The sequence below is a fragment of the Gimesia sp. genome, from assembly GCF_040219335.1.
Lineage (GTDB): Bacteria > Planctomycetota > Planctomycetia > Planctomycetales > Planctomycetaceae > Gimesia.
Map to the genome: position 1 here is coordinate 1 of NZ_JAVJSQ010000013.1, position 15,793 is coordinate 15,793.

General features: G+C 50.2%; 17 protein-coding genes and 1 pseudogene. 17 read left to right on the forward strand and 1 reads right to left on the reverse strand.

Features of this window, described 5'->3' with window-relative positions:
- Positions 1 to 276 precede the first annotated feature (276 nt).
- The 13 genes from RID21_RS11415 to RID21_RS11475 all read left to right on the forward strand — a co-directional run bounded on the left by RID21_RS11415 (position 277) and on the right by RID21_RS11475 (position 8,052).
- Positions 277 to 468, forward strand: a complete 192-nt coding sequence (locus tag RID21_RS11415) for a hypothetical protein (RefSeq protein ID WP_350189023.1) — start codon at positions 277 to 279, stop codon at positions 466 to 468.
- Positions 407 to 979 (forward strand): hypothetical protein, encoded by a 573-nt coding sequence (locus RID21_RS11420; RefSeq protein WP_145441591.1) that lies wholly within the window; start codon positions 407 to 409, stop codon positions 977 to 979. The genes RID21_RS11415 and RID21_RS11420 overlap by 62 nt, the downstream gene beginning before the upstream one ends.
- 1 nt (position 980) lies before the next feature.
- Entirely contained in the window at positions 981 to 1,349 is a 369-nt protein-coding gene (locus tag RID21_RS11425; protein WP_145441592.1) for a DUF1257 domain-containing protein, read from the forward strand.
- On the forward strand, positions 1,346 to 1,540 hold the full coding sequence (locus RID21_RS11430; protein WP_145441593.1) for a DUF2997 domain-containing protein: 195 nt from the start codon (positions 1,346 to 1,348) through the stop codon (positions 1,538 to 1,540). The genes RID21_RS11425 and RID21_RS11430 overlap by 4 nt, the downstream gene beginning before the upstream one ends.
- Before the next feature lie 164 nt (positions 1,541 to 1,704).
- Positions 1,705 to 2,205 carry a hypothetical protein gene (locus RID21_RS11435; protein ID WP_197993573.1) on the forward strand — a complete coding sequence of 167 codons (501 nt, stop codon included), beginning with the start codon at positions 1,705 to 1,707 and terminating at the stop codon, positions 2,203 to 2,205.
- Between the two features lie 44 nt (positions 2,206 to 2,249).
- Positions 2,250 to 3,746 carry a Ycf46 family AAA ATPase gene (locus RID21_RS11440; RefSeq protein ID WP_145441594.1) on the forward strand — a complete coding sequence of 499 codons (1,497 nt, stop codon included), beginning with the start codon at positions 2,250 to 2,252 and terminating at the stop codon, positions 3,744 to 3,746.
- Between the two features lie 31 nt (positions 3,747 to 3,777).
- Positions 3,778 to 4,713, forward strand: a complete 936-nt coding sequence (locus RID21_RS11445) for a hypothetical protein (protein ID WP_232101987.1) — start codon at positions 3,778 to 3,780, stop codon at positions 4,711 to 4,713.
- A gap of 9 nt (positions 4,714 to 4,722) precedes the next feature.
- A complete protein-coding gene (locus RID21_RS11450; RefSeq protein WP_145441596.1) occupies positions 4,723 to 4,968 on the forward strand; it encodes a hypothetical protein in 246 nt (81 codons plus the stop codon).
- 96 nt (positions 4,969 to 5,064) lie between these two features.
- Entirely contained in the window at positions 5,065 to 5,280 is a 216-nt protein-coding gene (locus RID21_RS11455; RefSeq protein WP_145441597.1) for a hypothetical protein, read from the forward strand.
- A 205-nt stretch (positions 5,281 to 5,485) separates the two neighbouring features.
- A complete protein-coding gene (locus RID21_RS11460; RefSeq protein ID WP_145441598.1) occupies positions 5,486 to 5,710 on the forward strand; it encodes a MoaD/ThiS family protein in 225 nt (74 codons plus the stop codon).
- A gap of 89 nt (positions 5,711 to 5,799) precedes the next feature.
- A complete protein-coding gene (locus tag RID21_RS11465; protein WP_145441599.1) occupies positions 5,800 to 6,816 on the forward strand; it encodes a hypothetical protein in 1,017 nt (338 codons plus the stop codon).
- A 112-nt stretch (positions 6,817 to 6,928) separates the two neighbouring features.
- Entirely contained in the window at positions 6,929 to 7,396 is a 468-nt protein-coding gene (locus tag RID21_RS11470; protein WP_197993574.1) for an MPN domain-containing protein, read from the forward strand.
- Entirely contained in the window at positions 7,393 to 8,052 is a 660-nt protein-coding gene (locus RID21_RS11475; RefSeq protein WP_261343281.1) for a HesA/MoeB/ThiF family protein, read from the forward strand. The genes RID21_RS11470 and RID21_RS11475 overlap by 4 nt, the downstream gene beginning before the upstream one ends.
- A gap of 221 nt (positions 8,053 to 8,273) precedes the next feature.
- Here the strand turns inward: RID21_RS11475 and RID21_RS11480 are convergent.
- Positions 8,274 to 9,136 (reverse strand): annotated as a pseudogene (locus tag RID21_RS11480) (integrase core domain-containing protein).
- A 245-nt stretch (positions 9,137 to 9,381) separates the two neighbouring features.
- On the opposite strand from RID21_RS11480, the gene RID21_RS11485 reads away from it, so the two are divergent.
- The 4 genes from RID21_RS11485 to RID21_RS11505 all read left to right on the forward strand — a co-directional run bounded on the left by RID21_RS11485 (position 9,382) and on the right by RID21_RS11505 (position 15,766).
- Positions 9,382 to 10,425, forward strand: coding sequence for a DUF1573 domain-containing protein (locus RID21_RS11485; RefSeq protein ID WP_197993575.1), 1,044 nt, complete (start codon positions 9,382 to 9,384; stop codon positions 10,423 to 10,425).
- Between the two features lie 642 nt (positions 10,426 to 11,067).
- Positions 11,068 to 12,273 carry a hypothetical protein gene (locus tag RID21_RS11490; RefSeq protein WP_145441601.1) on the forward strand — a complete coding sequence of 402 codons (1,206 nt, stop codon included), beginning with the start codon at positions 11,068 to 11,070 and terminating at the stop codon, positions 12,271 to 12,273.
- Complete coding sequence (locus RID21_RS11495; protein ID WP_145441602.1) at positions 12,266 to 14,146, forward strand: ArnT family glycosyltransferase; 1,881 nt, start codon at positions 12,266 to 12,268, stop codon at positions 14,144 to 14,146. The genes RID21_RS11490 and RID21_RS11495 overlap by 8 nt, the downstream gene beginning before the upstream one ends.
- A gap of 855 nt (positions 14,147 to 15,001) precedes the next feature.
- The gene (locus RID21_RS11505) at positions 15,002 to 15,766 is read left to right on the forward strand and encodes a reverse transcriptase domain-containing protein (RefSeq protein WP_197993576.1); all 765 of its coding nucleotides are present in this window, start codon (positions 15,002 to 15,004) and stop codon (positions 15,764 to 15,766) included.
- Positions 15,767 to 15,793 lie beyond the last annotated feature (27 nt).

The window sequence follows — 15,793 nt, forward strand, 5'->3', positions numbered from 1 at the left end:
AAATCGGAATATTCGGAACAGGCCGTACAGACGGACCTGGGTACCTACGTGTGCTTTACGGTCCGGGGGGACGAGCCCTCAGCGGAAGGATCAATCACAGTTGCCGATCCCAGGCCTACCGCGAAGCGGTTTAGTTCAATACATAGGGGATAGATTACCTATTGTACGATGGTAGTCGATCTCCAAAACAAATTCGTCGTCAGTAAAAGCGCCCCGCATGGCACAGGAATGCGGGGCGTTCTGTTTTTACACATCCCCAATAGAAAGGAGCCTTGCTTGGAATACATGGTTTTAACGTTCGTCTCTGTCGCCCTGTTGCTGACTGTCGTCTCATTCATCAAGGAACGGCGGTTGCGGCTGGCGCTGCAGGGAATTCTCAGACACCTGATTCAACGCTGGAGGGCACATGGAAAAACCGACTCTACCCATCACACTAACATTGATCCTGCTGACCGGAGCCGGCTGTAGTTCCGACGAAAACAGCCGTGTGGCCGAACTGGCCACACGGCAGCTGGAGCGCCAGGCTGAGCAGAACCAACGGATGACGGAACTCCAGCAGGAAGTTGCCTCCGGTTCACGGGAACTGGTGGAAGCAGACGCCAGATCCCGGCAGGAGATGGTCTCGCTGCAGCGCGAGATTCAGACCGAGCGAAACGAGATCGGATACCAGCGGGACCAGCTGGAGGCAGAACGCCGTGAAATTGCTGACAGCAGAAATCGTGACCCGATCATTGCGGCGGCGATCTCCAGGGTGACCATGGTGGTCATTAGCCTGCTGCCCCTGTTGATCTGCTGGTTGCTGCTCAGGCAGAAAATCGAACCCGCTAACGATCAGCAAATGACAGAGCTGCTGCTAGATGACCTGGTCTCAGCAGAACCGTGGCTGATGCCACCTGCAAATACAAATCCGGACAAACCACGGCTGACGGATTTCCCGCAGCCCCCCGATCCTGAAAATCCCACAGAAAGGAGCACATGAAATGTCACATATTGTCACCATCCAAACGGAAGTCCGCGACGCGGAAGCACTGGGCCTAGCCTGCCGTCGACTCGAGCTGGGAGAACCCATTCAAGAGACTGTCCCGCTGTTTAGCGGGGAAGCCACTGGCTACGCGGTCCGTCTCCCTGACTGGCGGTATCCTGTCGTCTTTGACGTCGAACAGGGCCGGGTCCGCTACGACAACTTTGAAGGCCGCTGGGGTGAGCCGTCTCACCTCAATCGGCTGCTTCAATCCTACGGCGTGGAAAAATGCCGCTTGGAAGCGCGCCGCAAGGGACATTCCGTCCTAGAAAACCAGCTCAGCGACGGTTCCATCAAACTCACCATTCAGATCGGAGAGGGCCAGTGAAAACCATTGAAATCATCATTTCTACCGACGGTCAGTCCCGGATCGAAACCCGCGGCTTCACCGGTTCCCGCTGCCGGGACGCCAGCCGGATTCTGGAATCAGCCCTGGGAAAAGTCTCCTCAGAGCAATTAACCGCCGAATACCACCAGAGCGTCCAACATCACCCCAACCAACTCAAACAGGAGAATTAGCTTTCAATTCACAACACATACAGGAATTACCTGAACGAATTGACGAAGCCCCCTCACGGGTGCGTGTGCTGGTGGTCGTCGAAGGGACACACGACATCAAGTTTCTGAGACGCATCTCAGCGCTCCTCCATTCAGCGCATCCTGCACTGCCTGATCTTGCCGCAATGGAACGTAATAGAGAACTTATCTTCCTGCCGATCAGTGGACATCCTCAAGCTTGGATTAGACGACTGTCGCCACTCAATCTGCCAGAGTTTCATTTGTACGATCGCGAGCAGTCACCGGTTACGGAACAACGTCTGGAGACCGTCGACAGGATCAACCAACGCTCTCGTTGCCGCGGCATGTTGACGCAGAAACGGAGTCTGGAGAACTATCTGCATCCCCACTCGATTCAGGTTATCACTAATATTCCACTGGAATTCGATGACCATGCTTGTGTGGCAACTCTGGCAGCACAACAAGTCTTTGAGAGCAGTCATGGAAAACCCACCTGGCAACGGCTCACTCGTCGTGCTCAGGTGCGACTAACGAATCGGGCCAAGCGCTGGCTCAATACCAGTGCGGTCGAACAAATGACGGTCCCCCTGCTGCAGGAACGCGATCCGGACGGGGAAATCATCTCCTGGCTGGAGACGATCCGCCAACTGGCTGAGACCGCTTAAGCACACTTCACACACCTATTTCTTTCAACCTAAGAGGAACACTTATGTTACTAACCGAACGACTGGCGGAGAACGTACGCGCCTGTTTTACCGGCATCTGGATTCAGAGCCACGAACATGACGAGGCGTTGTTGGAAATCACCCGCCTTTGTCACAGCGAAGACTGGGGGCTGCTCTCCTGGGACATTGACCGGGGGCTGCAGGGAACAGAGGTCGTTGGAGACAGCGATAACTCCTACCCCGATCCCCTTACAGCTATCCACAGTCTCAACATCCAGGCCGATTCAGATCGGCCCACGCTGCTGGTCCTCAAGAATTTCCACCGGTTCATCAATTCCCCGGAAATCATCCAGGCCCTGACGCGACAGATCGGTCTGGGAAAGCAAACCCGAACCTTCGTGATCATTCTATCCAGTCTGGTCCAGATTCCCCCGGAACTGGAAAAACAGTTCGTCTGCCTGGAACACGATCTTCCCGATCGGAGCCAGTTGGAAGAGATCGCTCACAGCATTGCCACGGAACCCGGCGAATTGCCAGAGGGAATGGAACAGGAGCGTGTCCTGGACGCCGCCTGTGGACTGACTCGCTATGAAGCAGAGGGAGCCTTTAGTCTCTCCCTGGTACGTCATGGACGCATCGACGTCTCCGTCGTATTGGAACTGAAGGCACAGACACTGCTGAAAAGTGGTCTGTTAACGCTTCACAGCGGTTCTGAGTCATTTGAAGACCTGGGCGGCCTGGAATCACTCAAGGCCTTTTGCCGGCGTGCGCTGCGTCCCAGATCACAGGAATCAACCCATGTGCGTCCACGGGGCGTGCTGCTGTTGGGAGTTCCCGGGACCGGGAAAAGTGCCTTCGCCAAAGCACTGGGAAAAGAGACCGGAAGAGCCACACTGACACTCGACGTGGGAGCCCTGATGGGTTCTCTAGTCGGCCAGACAGAGGAGCGAACAAGAAGGGCGATCCGAATCGTTGATGCGATGCAACCCGCCGTCCTGTTCATCGACGAAATCGAAAAGGGTCTGAGCGGAGCAGCCTCATCCGGACAGTCTGACAGTGGTGTTTCCACACGCATGCTGGGGACACTTTTAAGCTGGCTGAACGACCATACTTCAGACGTATTTGTCGTTTGTACCGCCAACGACATCTCTAAACTGCCCCCGGAACTGATCCGTGCCGAACGCTTTGACGGTCTCTTCTTTCTGGATCTGCCCGGAGATTCACAGAAGCAGGCGATCTGGAACATCTACCGGGAACAGTATGGACTCACAGAGGAGCAGAAGTTGCCCGAAGACCGGCATTGGACCGGATCGGAAATCAGGGCTTGCTGTCGCCTGGCAGCCCTGCTGGATGTCCCGTTAACCCAGGCTGCTGAAAACGTGGTCCCCGTGGCCGTCACAGCCGCAGAATCAGTGGCTCGACTCAGACGCTGGGCCAGCAACCGCTGCCTGTCTGCAGAGCAGCCGGGCGTCTTTGTTCACGGAGAGCGGTCGGAAGGCCGAGAGCAGCGCAAACTCTCCCGTGATCCCCGCAGAAACTAAACCTGACTCTAATCAAGGAGAAACGATGACTATGGCTACGATAGAAGAAGTGGAAACCCACCACGATCCCATCGACCGACTTCGGGCGACCATGTGTGCCACGCGGGTCAGTTTTGAATGGTTTGGTACCAGGAAGTCACTCACACGCGACCAGAAGGCCCAGGCCGCTGAATCGTTTGGGGCGGAAGGGGCGTTCCTGAGTGCTGGTAAGAAGCTGCTGGATACGGGACATCCCCGTTTCCGGGCCGTGAGTGCCGTCCGCAACCAGGTACGCAAATACTGGACCTCGGTCAGTCTCCCTTTCCCGGAACCGGGAATCCGCTTATTGCGGCAGGATACACTAACCGCCTTCCAGGAGCAGATGCATCGATTTACGGATGAACTGGCTGAGACCGTCGCGGAACTGGATGAACAATATCTGTCCATGAAATCGGCGGCCCGGGAGCGTCTGGGCAGTCTGTTCAATGACGATGATTACCCCACAACGCTGGTCGGGCTATTCGAAGTGACCTGGGAATTCCCCAGTATCGAACCGCCGAACTATCTCAGACAGCTCAATCCCGAACTCTACGAACAAGAGTGCCAGCGCGTGCAGTCGCGGTTTGAAGAGGCAGTCCGACTGGCGGAGGACGCCTTTCTGGATGAGTTGTCGAAGCTGGTGTCACATCTCACAGATCGCTTGAGTGGGCAGGCCGACGGTCGTCCTAAGGTCTTCCGGGATTCGGCCATCGGGAACCTGCACGAGTTCTTTGGTCGCTTCCGGTCGCTGAATGTCCGCTCCAACGAACAGTTGGATGCGCTCGTCTCTCAGTGTCAAAACATTGTAGAAGGCATACAGCCCCAGGAACTGAGAAAACGGGACGCCCTCCGGCAGCAGGTTGCCTCCGATTTGTCTGGCGTTCAGGCTGTCTTGGATGGCCTGCTGGTTGATCGTCCGCGACGTCAGATCATGCGAATTCCGAAGTAAGGAGGCCGCATGCAACTCATCATCACAGCGGAAGGGCAAGTCCGCTGCATTTACGCGGAAGCCATTGATCTGGCCGCCCTCGGTCGACTGCGCATCTCGCGGGGCTCGTTCGTCGAACCGAATGCGGCTGGTCAATGGATCGTGGATCTGTCCCCCGTCCAGGGACCGCGGCTGGGGCCGTTCGCTCAACGGAGTGCGGCCCTGCAGTCAGAAATCGACTGGCTGGAACAGCACTGGCTCTCTCCCAGCTCTTGAACATGTAATTTTCCCACACTGTGCCCCGGTCTTGCAGAGTTGCTTCTGCAGGGCCGGGGCTTTTTTTATTGAACCCTTGTTTTTAGGAGACATTAGATGAAACAGTCAGACCTGAATCGGGCCGTCGCCCTGGCCACCGGCGAGACAATCGCCACCGTTAAACGCCTGGGCTTCCTACTGGCAGAGCCCCATGAAACCGTTGATCCGGATTCAGAAACGTCGGGACCGCTGGTCATCGACTGGGACGAACTGGAAAACCAGCGAATGGCTCCACAGACAGAGGGATTGAATCATGTACCGTCATGGGTGTGATTCCGATCTCAAGGGATTTCACTGTCTCAGTCAGGCAGATGCTCCCTTCCACTCAAATCGACTGCAGATGCTCCGTAGTGGGCGGCAACGGGGACGACGCGTCGTTAAAAGTCAACGTCGAAAAAGGCGTCGCAAACGAAAGTCGCTTGGATAAAGCATTACTTCTTTTTATTACATCTCCAAATCAATTCCAGAAAGGAATGCTATGAAAGTTTTACTGATTAATAACGACGGTGGCGGATTCGCAGACTACATCGAAGTCGCCACAGGTACCACGGTCTCTCAACTGTTCGAACAACGCATGGCGGATGCGAACGCCTCGGACTACTTGATCCGGGTCAATCGTCAGCCGTGCCCTCCCGATCAGACGTTAGAAGACGGGGACCGGATTTCGATCACTCCGACTAAAATCGAAGGGGCGAAAAGCTAGCCGTCCCTATCAGTAATGTTTTGTCTAAGACAGGCTGCCGGGATCACGGTCCCGGCAGCCTGTTTTCTATTAGTGGGAGTAAACGAACTATGAAACAAAGCCTCGAAAAGGTCTGGCGGATGGCCAGTCTCATTGAGAAACAACTCAGCTCACTGGGAAGTGAGATAAACACAGGGCTACCAGAATCAGCCTGGTTAAGCTGTCTGCGGTTGATCCGCATGCGACAACAGGCACAGGAACGAGGTTGGTTTCGTGCGTCCTCAAAGCTGGAGCGGGGACTGTCAGCAGAGGTGTTTCAGCTGACGCGGCAACTGGTAACGTTGCAGCAGGAACTGGAGTCAGTCACTGCTGAAAAACCTCTCCCTGCGATACGCACTATCTACGAAGACCTGCTGGCCCTGGAAGAGGAGTTTTGTGAATCTAACATCAATCTCAAGGCTAAGTCGATTTCGGTGGTCACAGAGCCAATTGTGCTGGAAGGCGTTTATCTGGGAGCGTTTGAGATACGGCTGGAGTTTACAGACCTGAATTCAGACGCTCCCTTTCAGTACCAGGTATTTGCTCAAGATCCGCAGTCACCGATCACCGATGACGCTGTCACGCATCCGCATGTGCAGTCTGATATCGTCTGTGAAGGGGACGCCCGTGTGCCTATTAAACGTTCCCTAGAACAGGGGCGACTGCTGGACTTTTTCGTGCTGGTGTCGCGCTTGTTGCACACCTACAACCCGGAAAGCCCCTATGTCGCCCTCAGCGACTGGCACAGTGCAGAATGCAGTGATTGTGCGGATGTCGTGACCACAGATGAGCAGACTCACTGCACCAGTTGCGAAAACCGCTTGTGTCGGCAATGTGCCAATCGCTGTACCGACTGTAGTTCCTCATTTTGCCACGACTGTTCGACCCGCTGTGAAATCTGCCGTGATGACTGTTGTGAATCCTGCCTGAAAGAGTGTGGACTTTGTGGTTCCAGCTGTTGTTCAAATTGCCTCGATATTGAAGAAAGGTGCCCGATCTGTGAAACACAGGAAGACGAAGAAACGTACGAACCGGACCAGGAAACCACATCGCCGGAGACGGTCCCCCCTGCCGGCACTCCGCTTTAGCCCAAACGCCTGGGCCAAACTGCTGTTCCTACGTGATTATGGTGATACTGAAGTTGGCGGATTTGGAATCGCAGCCTCGACGGATTTGCTGCTGGTCCAGGACCTGCAACTCGTGAAACAGACCTGCTCACTGGTCCATGTTGCCTTCGATAATGAAGCGGTGGCGAATTTCTTTGATGATCAGGTCGATGCAGGACTCCGCCCGGAGCAGTTTGGTCGAATCTGGATCCATACTCACCCGGGTGCCTGTCCAGAGCCCAGCCCGACTGATGAAGCGACCTTTGAACGTGTCTTTGGTCGATCTGACTGGGCCGTGATGTTCATCCTGGCGCGGCAGGGGCGATCCTATGCGCGATTGCGGATGAATACCGGTCCCACGATTGACTGTGAGATCTCAGTCAGGCGGGATTATTCAGAGCCCTTTCCCGGTTGTGAACCCGAAAACTGGGAAGGGGAATATTTAACGAACGTGCATCCCGAACAACGCCAACCCAGCAGGCCGTTATCGGCGTTCGACGATTTTGACTGGGATGCGGACTGGTTTTTCGATGAACCTGATTTGGAAGGAGATTTATTGTGACAAATACAACGATAGATCGTTTTCAGAGACAGAGTGGACTGGTCCCTACAGAGAGACTATCTCAGATTTCGGTGACTGTCATCGGTGTGGGAGCCATCGGACGACAGGTGGCCCTGCAGCTGGCGGCGATCGGGACACCGCGGATTCAGCTTGTTGATTTTGATACGGTCGAATTGACCAATATCACGACGCAGGTATATCGGAGACAGGATCTGGGATCAGCTAAAGTCGAAGCAACGGCCAGGGCAATCCAGGAACTCGATGATTCGATTCAGGTGGAGACAGTTTCGGATCGGTTTCGTGCCTCCATAAGTACAGGAGAGGCTGTCTTCTGCTGTGTGGATTCGATCTCTGCCCGAGCAGCGATTTGGCGATCAATTAGCAGAAAATGTGCGTTCTGGACAGATGGCAGAATGCTGGGAGAAACGATCCGAGTGCTGACTGCCACAAAGGACTCAGGAATAAATCAGTATTCAGAGACACTCTTTCCTCAACCCCAGGCACAAATTGGAAGTTGTACCTCACGCAGTACTGTGTATGCAGCCAGCATTGCAGCAGGATTCATGGTGCATCAGTTTTGTCGCTGGCTGCGTGGGATATCCATAGATCACGATATGTCTCTAAATCTATTGGCAGGCGAAACTGTAGTTAGCTGACCACTTGCGATTCTATATTATCCATCGTTGTTAAAAAGATATACCAATAACAGGCAGGCCACCTTAGCTGGTGGCCTGCTTCCATTTTTTTAGCTATCAGGATATTTTAATCATCATGGAGCGCCCAATGAGACCAGTATGACTACCAGTTCTATAGAGCTTGTTGTCTGACCTTGTGCCCAACTCTGTACCAGTTAGAATGTTAGAGAGCCAAGGTAAAATCATCCCTGGCGCGCCAGGGATGATTTTTTCGCGAACTCCACTGGGGTCTGATTTCCCAAGGAGCTGTGCGGGCGGGTTTTCGATATAGTCCAGCCGCCACTGGTCAACTTGTTCCTGAGCGTCTGCCAGGCTTAGAAACCAATGCCGGTTTAAACATTCCTGGCAAACCCGCCCGCTGAACGATTCAATATACGCATTATCGGTCGGTTTTCCCAGCCGACTGAAATCCAGAGTCACTTTGTTGAAGTAAGCCCACCAGTCCAGACTCTTTCAAATGAACTCGGGACCGTTATCCACACGGATTGACTGAGGACAGCCTCGAGCCTCTTTAACGCGATCCAGAGCTGCCCCCACATCATCTCCAGTCAGCCGTGTTCCTACCAGTATGGCCAGACTCTCACGACTAAAGTTATCGACTAACGCACACGAATGGTAGCCAGTTCGCGCAGTCGCATCGGCAGCTCGGCCCGTTCATCATGAACACTCTGGTAACGGTGACTGGCTCGCGGAAAGCCGAGCACCTGGCAGGCACGCCGCTCACTGACTTCATAGCAAACCTGAAGTTCCTGCACCAGAGTACGACGACGAGCGGGCCTCACAGCTTTTTTTTGAGAACGTCTTGAAGCATGCTCTTATCCAGGCTCAGGTCAGCCACCAGTTGTTTGAGCTTCCGGTTTTCCTCTTCCAACTGCTTCAGTCTACGGACTTCAGCGACGCCCAGACCGGCGTATTTCTTCTTCCAGCGATAAAAGGTCTGTTCGGTGATCCCCATCTTCCTAACGATCTCCGCCACCGCAGTACCGGACTCATGCTGCCGCAAAGAAAATGCAATCTGCTCTTCCGAATATCGTTTCCGTTTCATGCTGTCTGATTCTCCTACGAAAAATACAAGATAACAAAATTTCTCGCATTTCGCATGGATCAGGAATCGGGGGGAAGGTCATTATTTGTGGGGGCACGTCAAGTCTGACTGGCATAAATTTGTATATTTTACTTGTGAGTGTCAATACAATTGAATATACTGATCATCTAACCTGTTGGATGCTGTTCATGATGTTTATATAGATACTAGTTAAAATTGATTTAATGTTCGGCAAAAGGACTGAAATGTACAGGATCTTGTTTCTAGTTTTAGTTCTGACAAGTATTGCATTATTTACAATTGCTGTATCGAAAGATATCAAGACTATCGATCATACAGGGTCGAGTATACATGTAGATAAACATTTCAATACCTTCACAACACCATCTGTGCTGGTCGGCGAAAAAGATACATTAAAACATGAATTTGTAGTGGCTAACACATATGACCAGATAGCACACATATCATCTGTGCAAAAATCCTGTTCATGCACCAGTGCTAAAATCGCAAAGAAAAAGTTAAGTCCGGGCGAACGAACTCGATTGATAATGGAAGTAGATTTGCGAGGGCGAAGTGGACTTTTCGGTACGACGTGCAAATTAATTCACGACCAGGGTAAGCCTTGGAACTTTCTACTTCAGGCACATATTTATAACCATGTTGAATTCGTTCCCAACTTCTTTGAATTGGGAGAAGTCCAACCGGGAATAAAAATTGAGAAAAATATTATTGTTCTAACAAATAGCCGTAGTAGTGATCCACCCATACCAGAATTATCTTGTAATCAGAATTGGGTAAGTTTTGAGATGGGAAAAAGCACAGTACATAAGCTTAACGGTGGTGAGATTGTCCAACGAAAAACGCCTCTACGCATCAGCCTGATACCTCCTCATATTTCTGGTGCAGGGTTTGTTGAGATCACAACCGATCTGGCAAGTACCCGTGCAAGAGAATCTAAACTCTCAGTTCACTTTCACGTTGAGGAAATCTATGACGTTAAGCCTCAGCGGATTTTCTTTGGAAGGATTAGTGAGAAAGAGATCCCCATAGAGCAAAGGTTAACCATTCGTAGACGAGATGGTGCCCCTTTTAAAATTAAAAGCATTGTTTGCGAACTGAGCGATATTCATCATTCATGTTCGACAACAGGAACAACGAAAGTAGAACACGAACTGGTAATATCGCTGGATCATACGAAGCTTGAGAGCTTTCTCTATGGAGGGCTTTTTATCGAAACAAATGATACTCTTATTCCCAATATCGAGATTCCAATCGCTGTGTCGAAGTAATCCAGATAAAAATCATTATCAAACGTTCGAAAGGAAGAGAATTATGAATCGTTTTTTTGTACTCACAGTACTACTTGTATTTACTGGTCTGAACGGTTTCTTTATAACCCAATCGATTGCAGCTTTCGGAGATTGTAACGATGCTCTCAATGAAGCAAACGCTAGCTGCACTGGAGTAGTTGATTGTAGCGACGGACAATGTTTTTTAATCAATACTTCTTGTACTGGCGGGTATACATGTAACCCTGATCCGTGCACTGCCGCCAAATCGGACAAAATAAAAAAATTTGGCGCATGTGAAAACACCTACTGGGACTATGGATGTTTTCATTGTTCATTTTATTACTGTGCTGAAGTGATTAAATATCAATCCGAGGATTCCTTTGGTGAATGTCAGTTTGCTCGTTGCAGGGGACTACTGGGTCAAAGTAATGCATGCGTGCCTTCTTCGCCTTAACGCCAGGAAAATAGATCTTTTTCGGTCATCAGCGCCCCAGATTTATTCAAATTCTCTTTTCTAAACTTACTGTGTTTCATGTTTGTATTTTAATTGATTGAGGATACAAAAAAGCCAATGTACCTTATTCTTTCACCATGAATCTGAAAAATGGTTCAAGTTCATTTGAGAAACGAAAGAGCTTGATGATTTCTTTCAATTTTAAAAATGGTACTTTAGTTATACTGCTAATTCTGATCACATCGGCAGCGACTAATGGAGTCAATGACGACATACTGGGAGTCCTTGCCGTTGGTTATACTCGAAATCGAGAGTCTTTTCCCGTTTTCGATTGTCGATTTGAATGGAGAGATGCTAAAGCGGCAACAATTGAAGATGCCTTGGCAGGCAAATTTATCAGTGAAGCCAAGCCCCTTCAGGGGCACTGGCTTGTTGATGAGGAAAATGTAAGATATGAACTGATGTGTACACCTGAAATGAGGAAAGAAGCTGAGGATGCAACTGAAAATCCGCAGATAACAGAACAAAATGAGAAGTTTGAAATACCAATCCCCTGCGCAGATAATCTGTATTTGCGAAATAAATCCTATCTACTTTCATATGGCCCTCTCACATTGGCGGCCAATCTATTTGGTCCCAGCGATCCTAGAACTTCTGGAGTCCGAATTACTCCTTTCAATCCGGACATAATGGGAACAGAAGAGCGTTCCAGCCCAGACCGCTTTCTAAGAGCGTGTTTGAGTGGTCGATTTGTCGGCCATTTTGATGGAACAGAAAAAATTAACGGCGTTGATGTCCTGGCAGTGACTATCGGAGAAAGGCCAGGCCCAGATGGAAAACTGGTGGGACATAAGTATGGCTTTGATCCAGACCGCGGACACCTTCCGGTTTATATTTCTGACAGAAGTCCCCAGTCAGGCAAGTTATTATATGAAGCATATATCACTGAAGCTCGTGAATTTTCGGGAGAACGCTGGTTCCCAACCCGTGTTGTTTTGATCTTAGCTCCTGAATCTGAACCTCCATATCAACTCAAAGAACTTAAGGTCTCGAAACTTGATGTTGATTTAAAGCCATCAATAGATCGATTTAATCTGGAACTTGCATCAGGCACTCAGGTGAATGTCATTGGTCGAACGGAGTGGACTTTTCTTAAAGAAGATGAATCGTTTACGGTAAACGATTTGCCAGCGTTACATCAACGTTGCATCGCGTATGGTCAGGCTTTTTTAGAAAGGGAAAAAAAAGCCAAAGAAGCAGGAAATCAACCAGCAGTTGAACGAACAGCTACAATCAAGTATCTAATTATTGGAAATGGATGTATCCTGGTAATTGTAGCAATACTATTTTTCCTCATGTGGAAGAGAAGACGTAACAAAAACAATGAATAGGAATGGCAAGGGGATCAAAGTTTTTTTTCCCTGTCATGTTGTGTGGTTGAGCATCACTATTTTACTGTTGGTAAATTCTCTGATGCTTGCCTGGAGCGCATGGCTGCATAGTCCCACTGTATTGGAAGTAAGTCAATTACCGGCAGGACTCAGCCATCTTGAATTAGGAAAATTCGATCTCGATCTTGTCAATCCACCGTTGATACGATGCGTAGCTGCGATTCCGGTGTTAGCATTTTCACCCAAAACCGACTGGACCCTTTATAGCACCTATTCACGCAGTCGTGCCGAGCGCTCAGTTGGAATCAAGTTTATTGATGACAACCGGAGTTCTTCATTTCTCCTGTTTACCGTGGGGCGGTGGGCATGCATTCCATTTATTTTTATTGGTGGATACACTTGTTCTATCTGGGCGCGAGATCTTTATGGTAATTCCGCAAGTATTTTTGTAGTCGTGCTCTGGTGCTTTTCTCCTTGGATTCTTGGCCATGGCGCCTTAATGACTACGGATGCACACGCCGCTGCAGTAGGTATTATTGCCGCTTATTTTTATTGGCGCTGGTTGAAGCAACCAGACCTTAACTGGGCTTTACTGGCAGGAATCGCCATAGGATACGCACAATTAGGCAAACATACACTTATAATTTTTTATCCGCTAGGCTTGATACTTTGGTTCGTATATCAAAGCTCAAGTAGAGAAATATTATGTTCGAAACACTGGTTGTCACGTTTAGGTTTGCTGTTTATTATTTTTATTGTTAGCCTATTTGTAATCAATGTGGGGTATGCATTTGACGGTACCTTTAAAAGACTTGGTGACTATCAATTCTATTCCCATACACTAAGCGGGGACACATCCTACTCAATCCCAGAAACCACTGAAGGATCAAACCGCTTTGCCCATTCACTGCTTGGGAAGATTCCCATTCCTCTCCCGCAATGCTACGTACGGGGAGTCGACATTCAAAAATCGGACTTCGAGCGAGGTTTACGATCTTATATGAGGGGAGAATGGAGGTCTTATGGGTGGTGGCATTTTTACCTCTACGCATTGCTCATTAAAACCCCTTTGGGCACGATAATACTGTTTTGTCTGGCAGCTTATTTGAGTCTATTTGTAAGAGGTTATTCTGCAGCATGGCAGCATGAGCTTTTCCTTTTGCTACCACCGGTTGCTATTCTGGGGCTCGTCAGTTCACAGACGGGATTTTCAATTCACTCTAGGTATCTTTTACCAGCATTGCCATTTTTTTTTATTTGGATCAGTAAAACCGCGCGCAGTTTCCAACTACACCATCGTAACTATTCAATCATCACTGGAATAGCTCTCTGCTGCACAGTTCTAAGCAGCCTGTCGATATTTCCTCACAGCCTCTCTTATTTTAATGAACTGACTGGTGGTCCCCGACATGGCTACAAGAATCTGGTTGATAGCAATATAGCTTGGGGACAGGACTTGTTATTTTTGTCACACTGGCTGGAGAAGCATCCTGAAGCATCGCCACTCAAACTGGCGGCTTTTGGACCTGTTGATCCTCGACTCGCTGGAATCAACTTCAGTCTACCTCCGACTGGCCCGGTAGCAAAGAAGTTTTGGAAAGATACCGGGGCTGAAATAGCTGGTCCGCAACCTGGATGGTTTGCGATTGATGTCAATCACTTGGCAGGAAGTTTCGCATTCATTCCTGATGGACAGGGAAGCAGAAAATTGTTGTCGAATGAGGAATGGAATTACAGCTATTTTCGATATTTTGAACCAGTCGCTTTCGCAGGATATTCGATCAATATTTATCACATAACTCTGGATGAGGCGAACGAAGTACGTACTGAACTTGGATTACCTGAGCTCCCTCCTGACCGAATTAAGAATTGAGTGTTATTGATTTTGGCCGTGTCATTACTTGCCACTTAGATAGTTCGGAAACCACTGCTAGTATAAACATTCCTGGCGAACCCTCCTGTTGAAAATTCAATATACGCATTGTCGGTTAGTTTTCCCAGTCGACTGAATTCCAGAGTCACTTTGTTGAAGTAAGCCCACCAGTCCAGACTCTTCGAAATGAACTCAAGGCCGTTATCTACTCGGTGTCCTTCCGGTAAGCGTGCAAAATCTTTCCATTGTGAAATATTTGGCGGGCCACTCAGGAAGCGAGGCCAGCCGCCGACGGGGGCTCAAGTGACCTGCCTCAAAAACCTGTACCAGGTCTTATGAAGGTTGGGTTAGGTAATTTCGCTGTGCAGTTGGAATGAGGGCGCAGCCCGATTGGAAGTGCGCCGGGCATGGCGCAGTGATTGAAGGTGAAAGTCCTTTATGGGACCTATCGGAGGAAACCATGAGCTAAAAGCAGTTGCACGAACCGACAACAGTGGCCGAGGTTACGGGTGCCGGTTTTGCCGTGAGGTCGTGTGAGATGGAAGCTTGTAGCGAACTGCAGCACCGAACGAAAGTGAATCTCCAAGCAGGCCTTCCGGTCTGGGCCAGCGGGCTTCCATCCGTGACGCCCGATATCCGATCGTGGTCGGGGGGTATTGGAGGCGGGAGCGGCGGGACATCACTGTGTCTTACCCCGGGAGATCTCGAACGATCCAGGCAATGCGTCGAAAGACCAACTGACCTGGTAGGCATGGGTGGAGGAAACAACCCCAAGCCGATGTCGATCGAGAAGTCGGATCATCTCGTAGTAGTGACGAAGCCGGGTAATGCTGGTGGAGCGAAGGGGATGACAAGTTGAAAAGTTCTGAATCACGTCAACTGAGATTCGTGTTTGCCGACAACTCGAAAGAGAGCGAGGCTGCCCCGAAAGCGGACGTATCTGCTGGACGGTCATACTTGCTGCATCAAGCGGATCACAATTTGACGAACGAAACAGACGCCCCGATAGAAGATCGCGATGCAAATCAAGATCGTCTGTTGGAACGGGTGGCCTCGCTGTCAAATTTGGCACGAGCGCTACTATTTGTGGCACGTAACAAAGGTGCTGCCGGAGTCGATGGTGTATCGACCGAAGAAGTCGTGGAGGCAGCTCCCGATCTTCTGCCAGAGATTCTCCACGCTCTGATTTCGGGAACGTACATGCCAGGCGATATCCGTCGTGTCTGGATTCCCAAACCTGGCGGAGGTGAGCGTGGACTGGGCATTCCCAATGTCATTGATCGGCTCGTTCAACAGGCGGTCTTGCTTCAGCTCGAACAGATCTTTGAACCAACCTTTCATGATAGCAGTCACGGGTTCCGCCGTTATCGCGGAGCCCAAACCACCATTACCGAAGCTAAAGGCTACTTCAATAAAGGATACGGCATTACAGTCGATATCGACTTGTCGAAGTTCTTTGATCGCGTCCACCATCAACGGCTACTCGGACGAATGTCCCAGCGTGTCGAGGATGGTCGCGTGCTGAAGTTGGTTCATCGGATGCTCAAGGCAAAGGTGGTGATGCCAGATGGAACATGCGTGGTCAGCGAAGAAGGCACTCCGCAAGGCGGCCTACTGTAAGATGAATCTGGAACGGATCTACTGCTT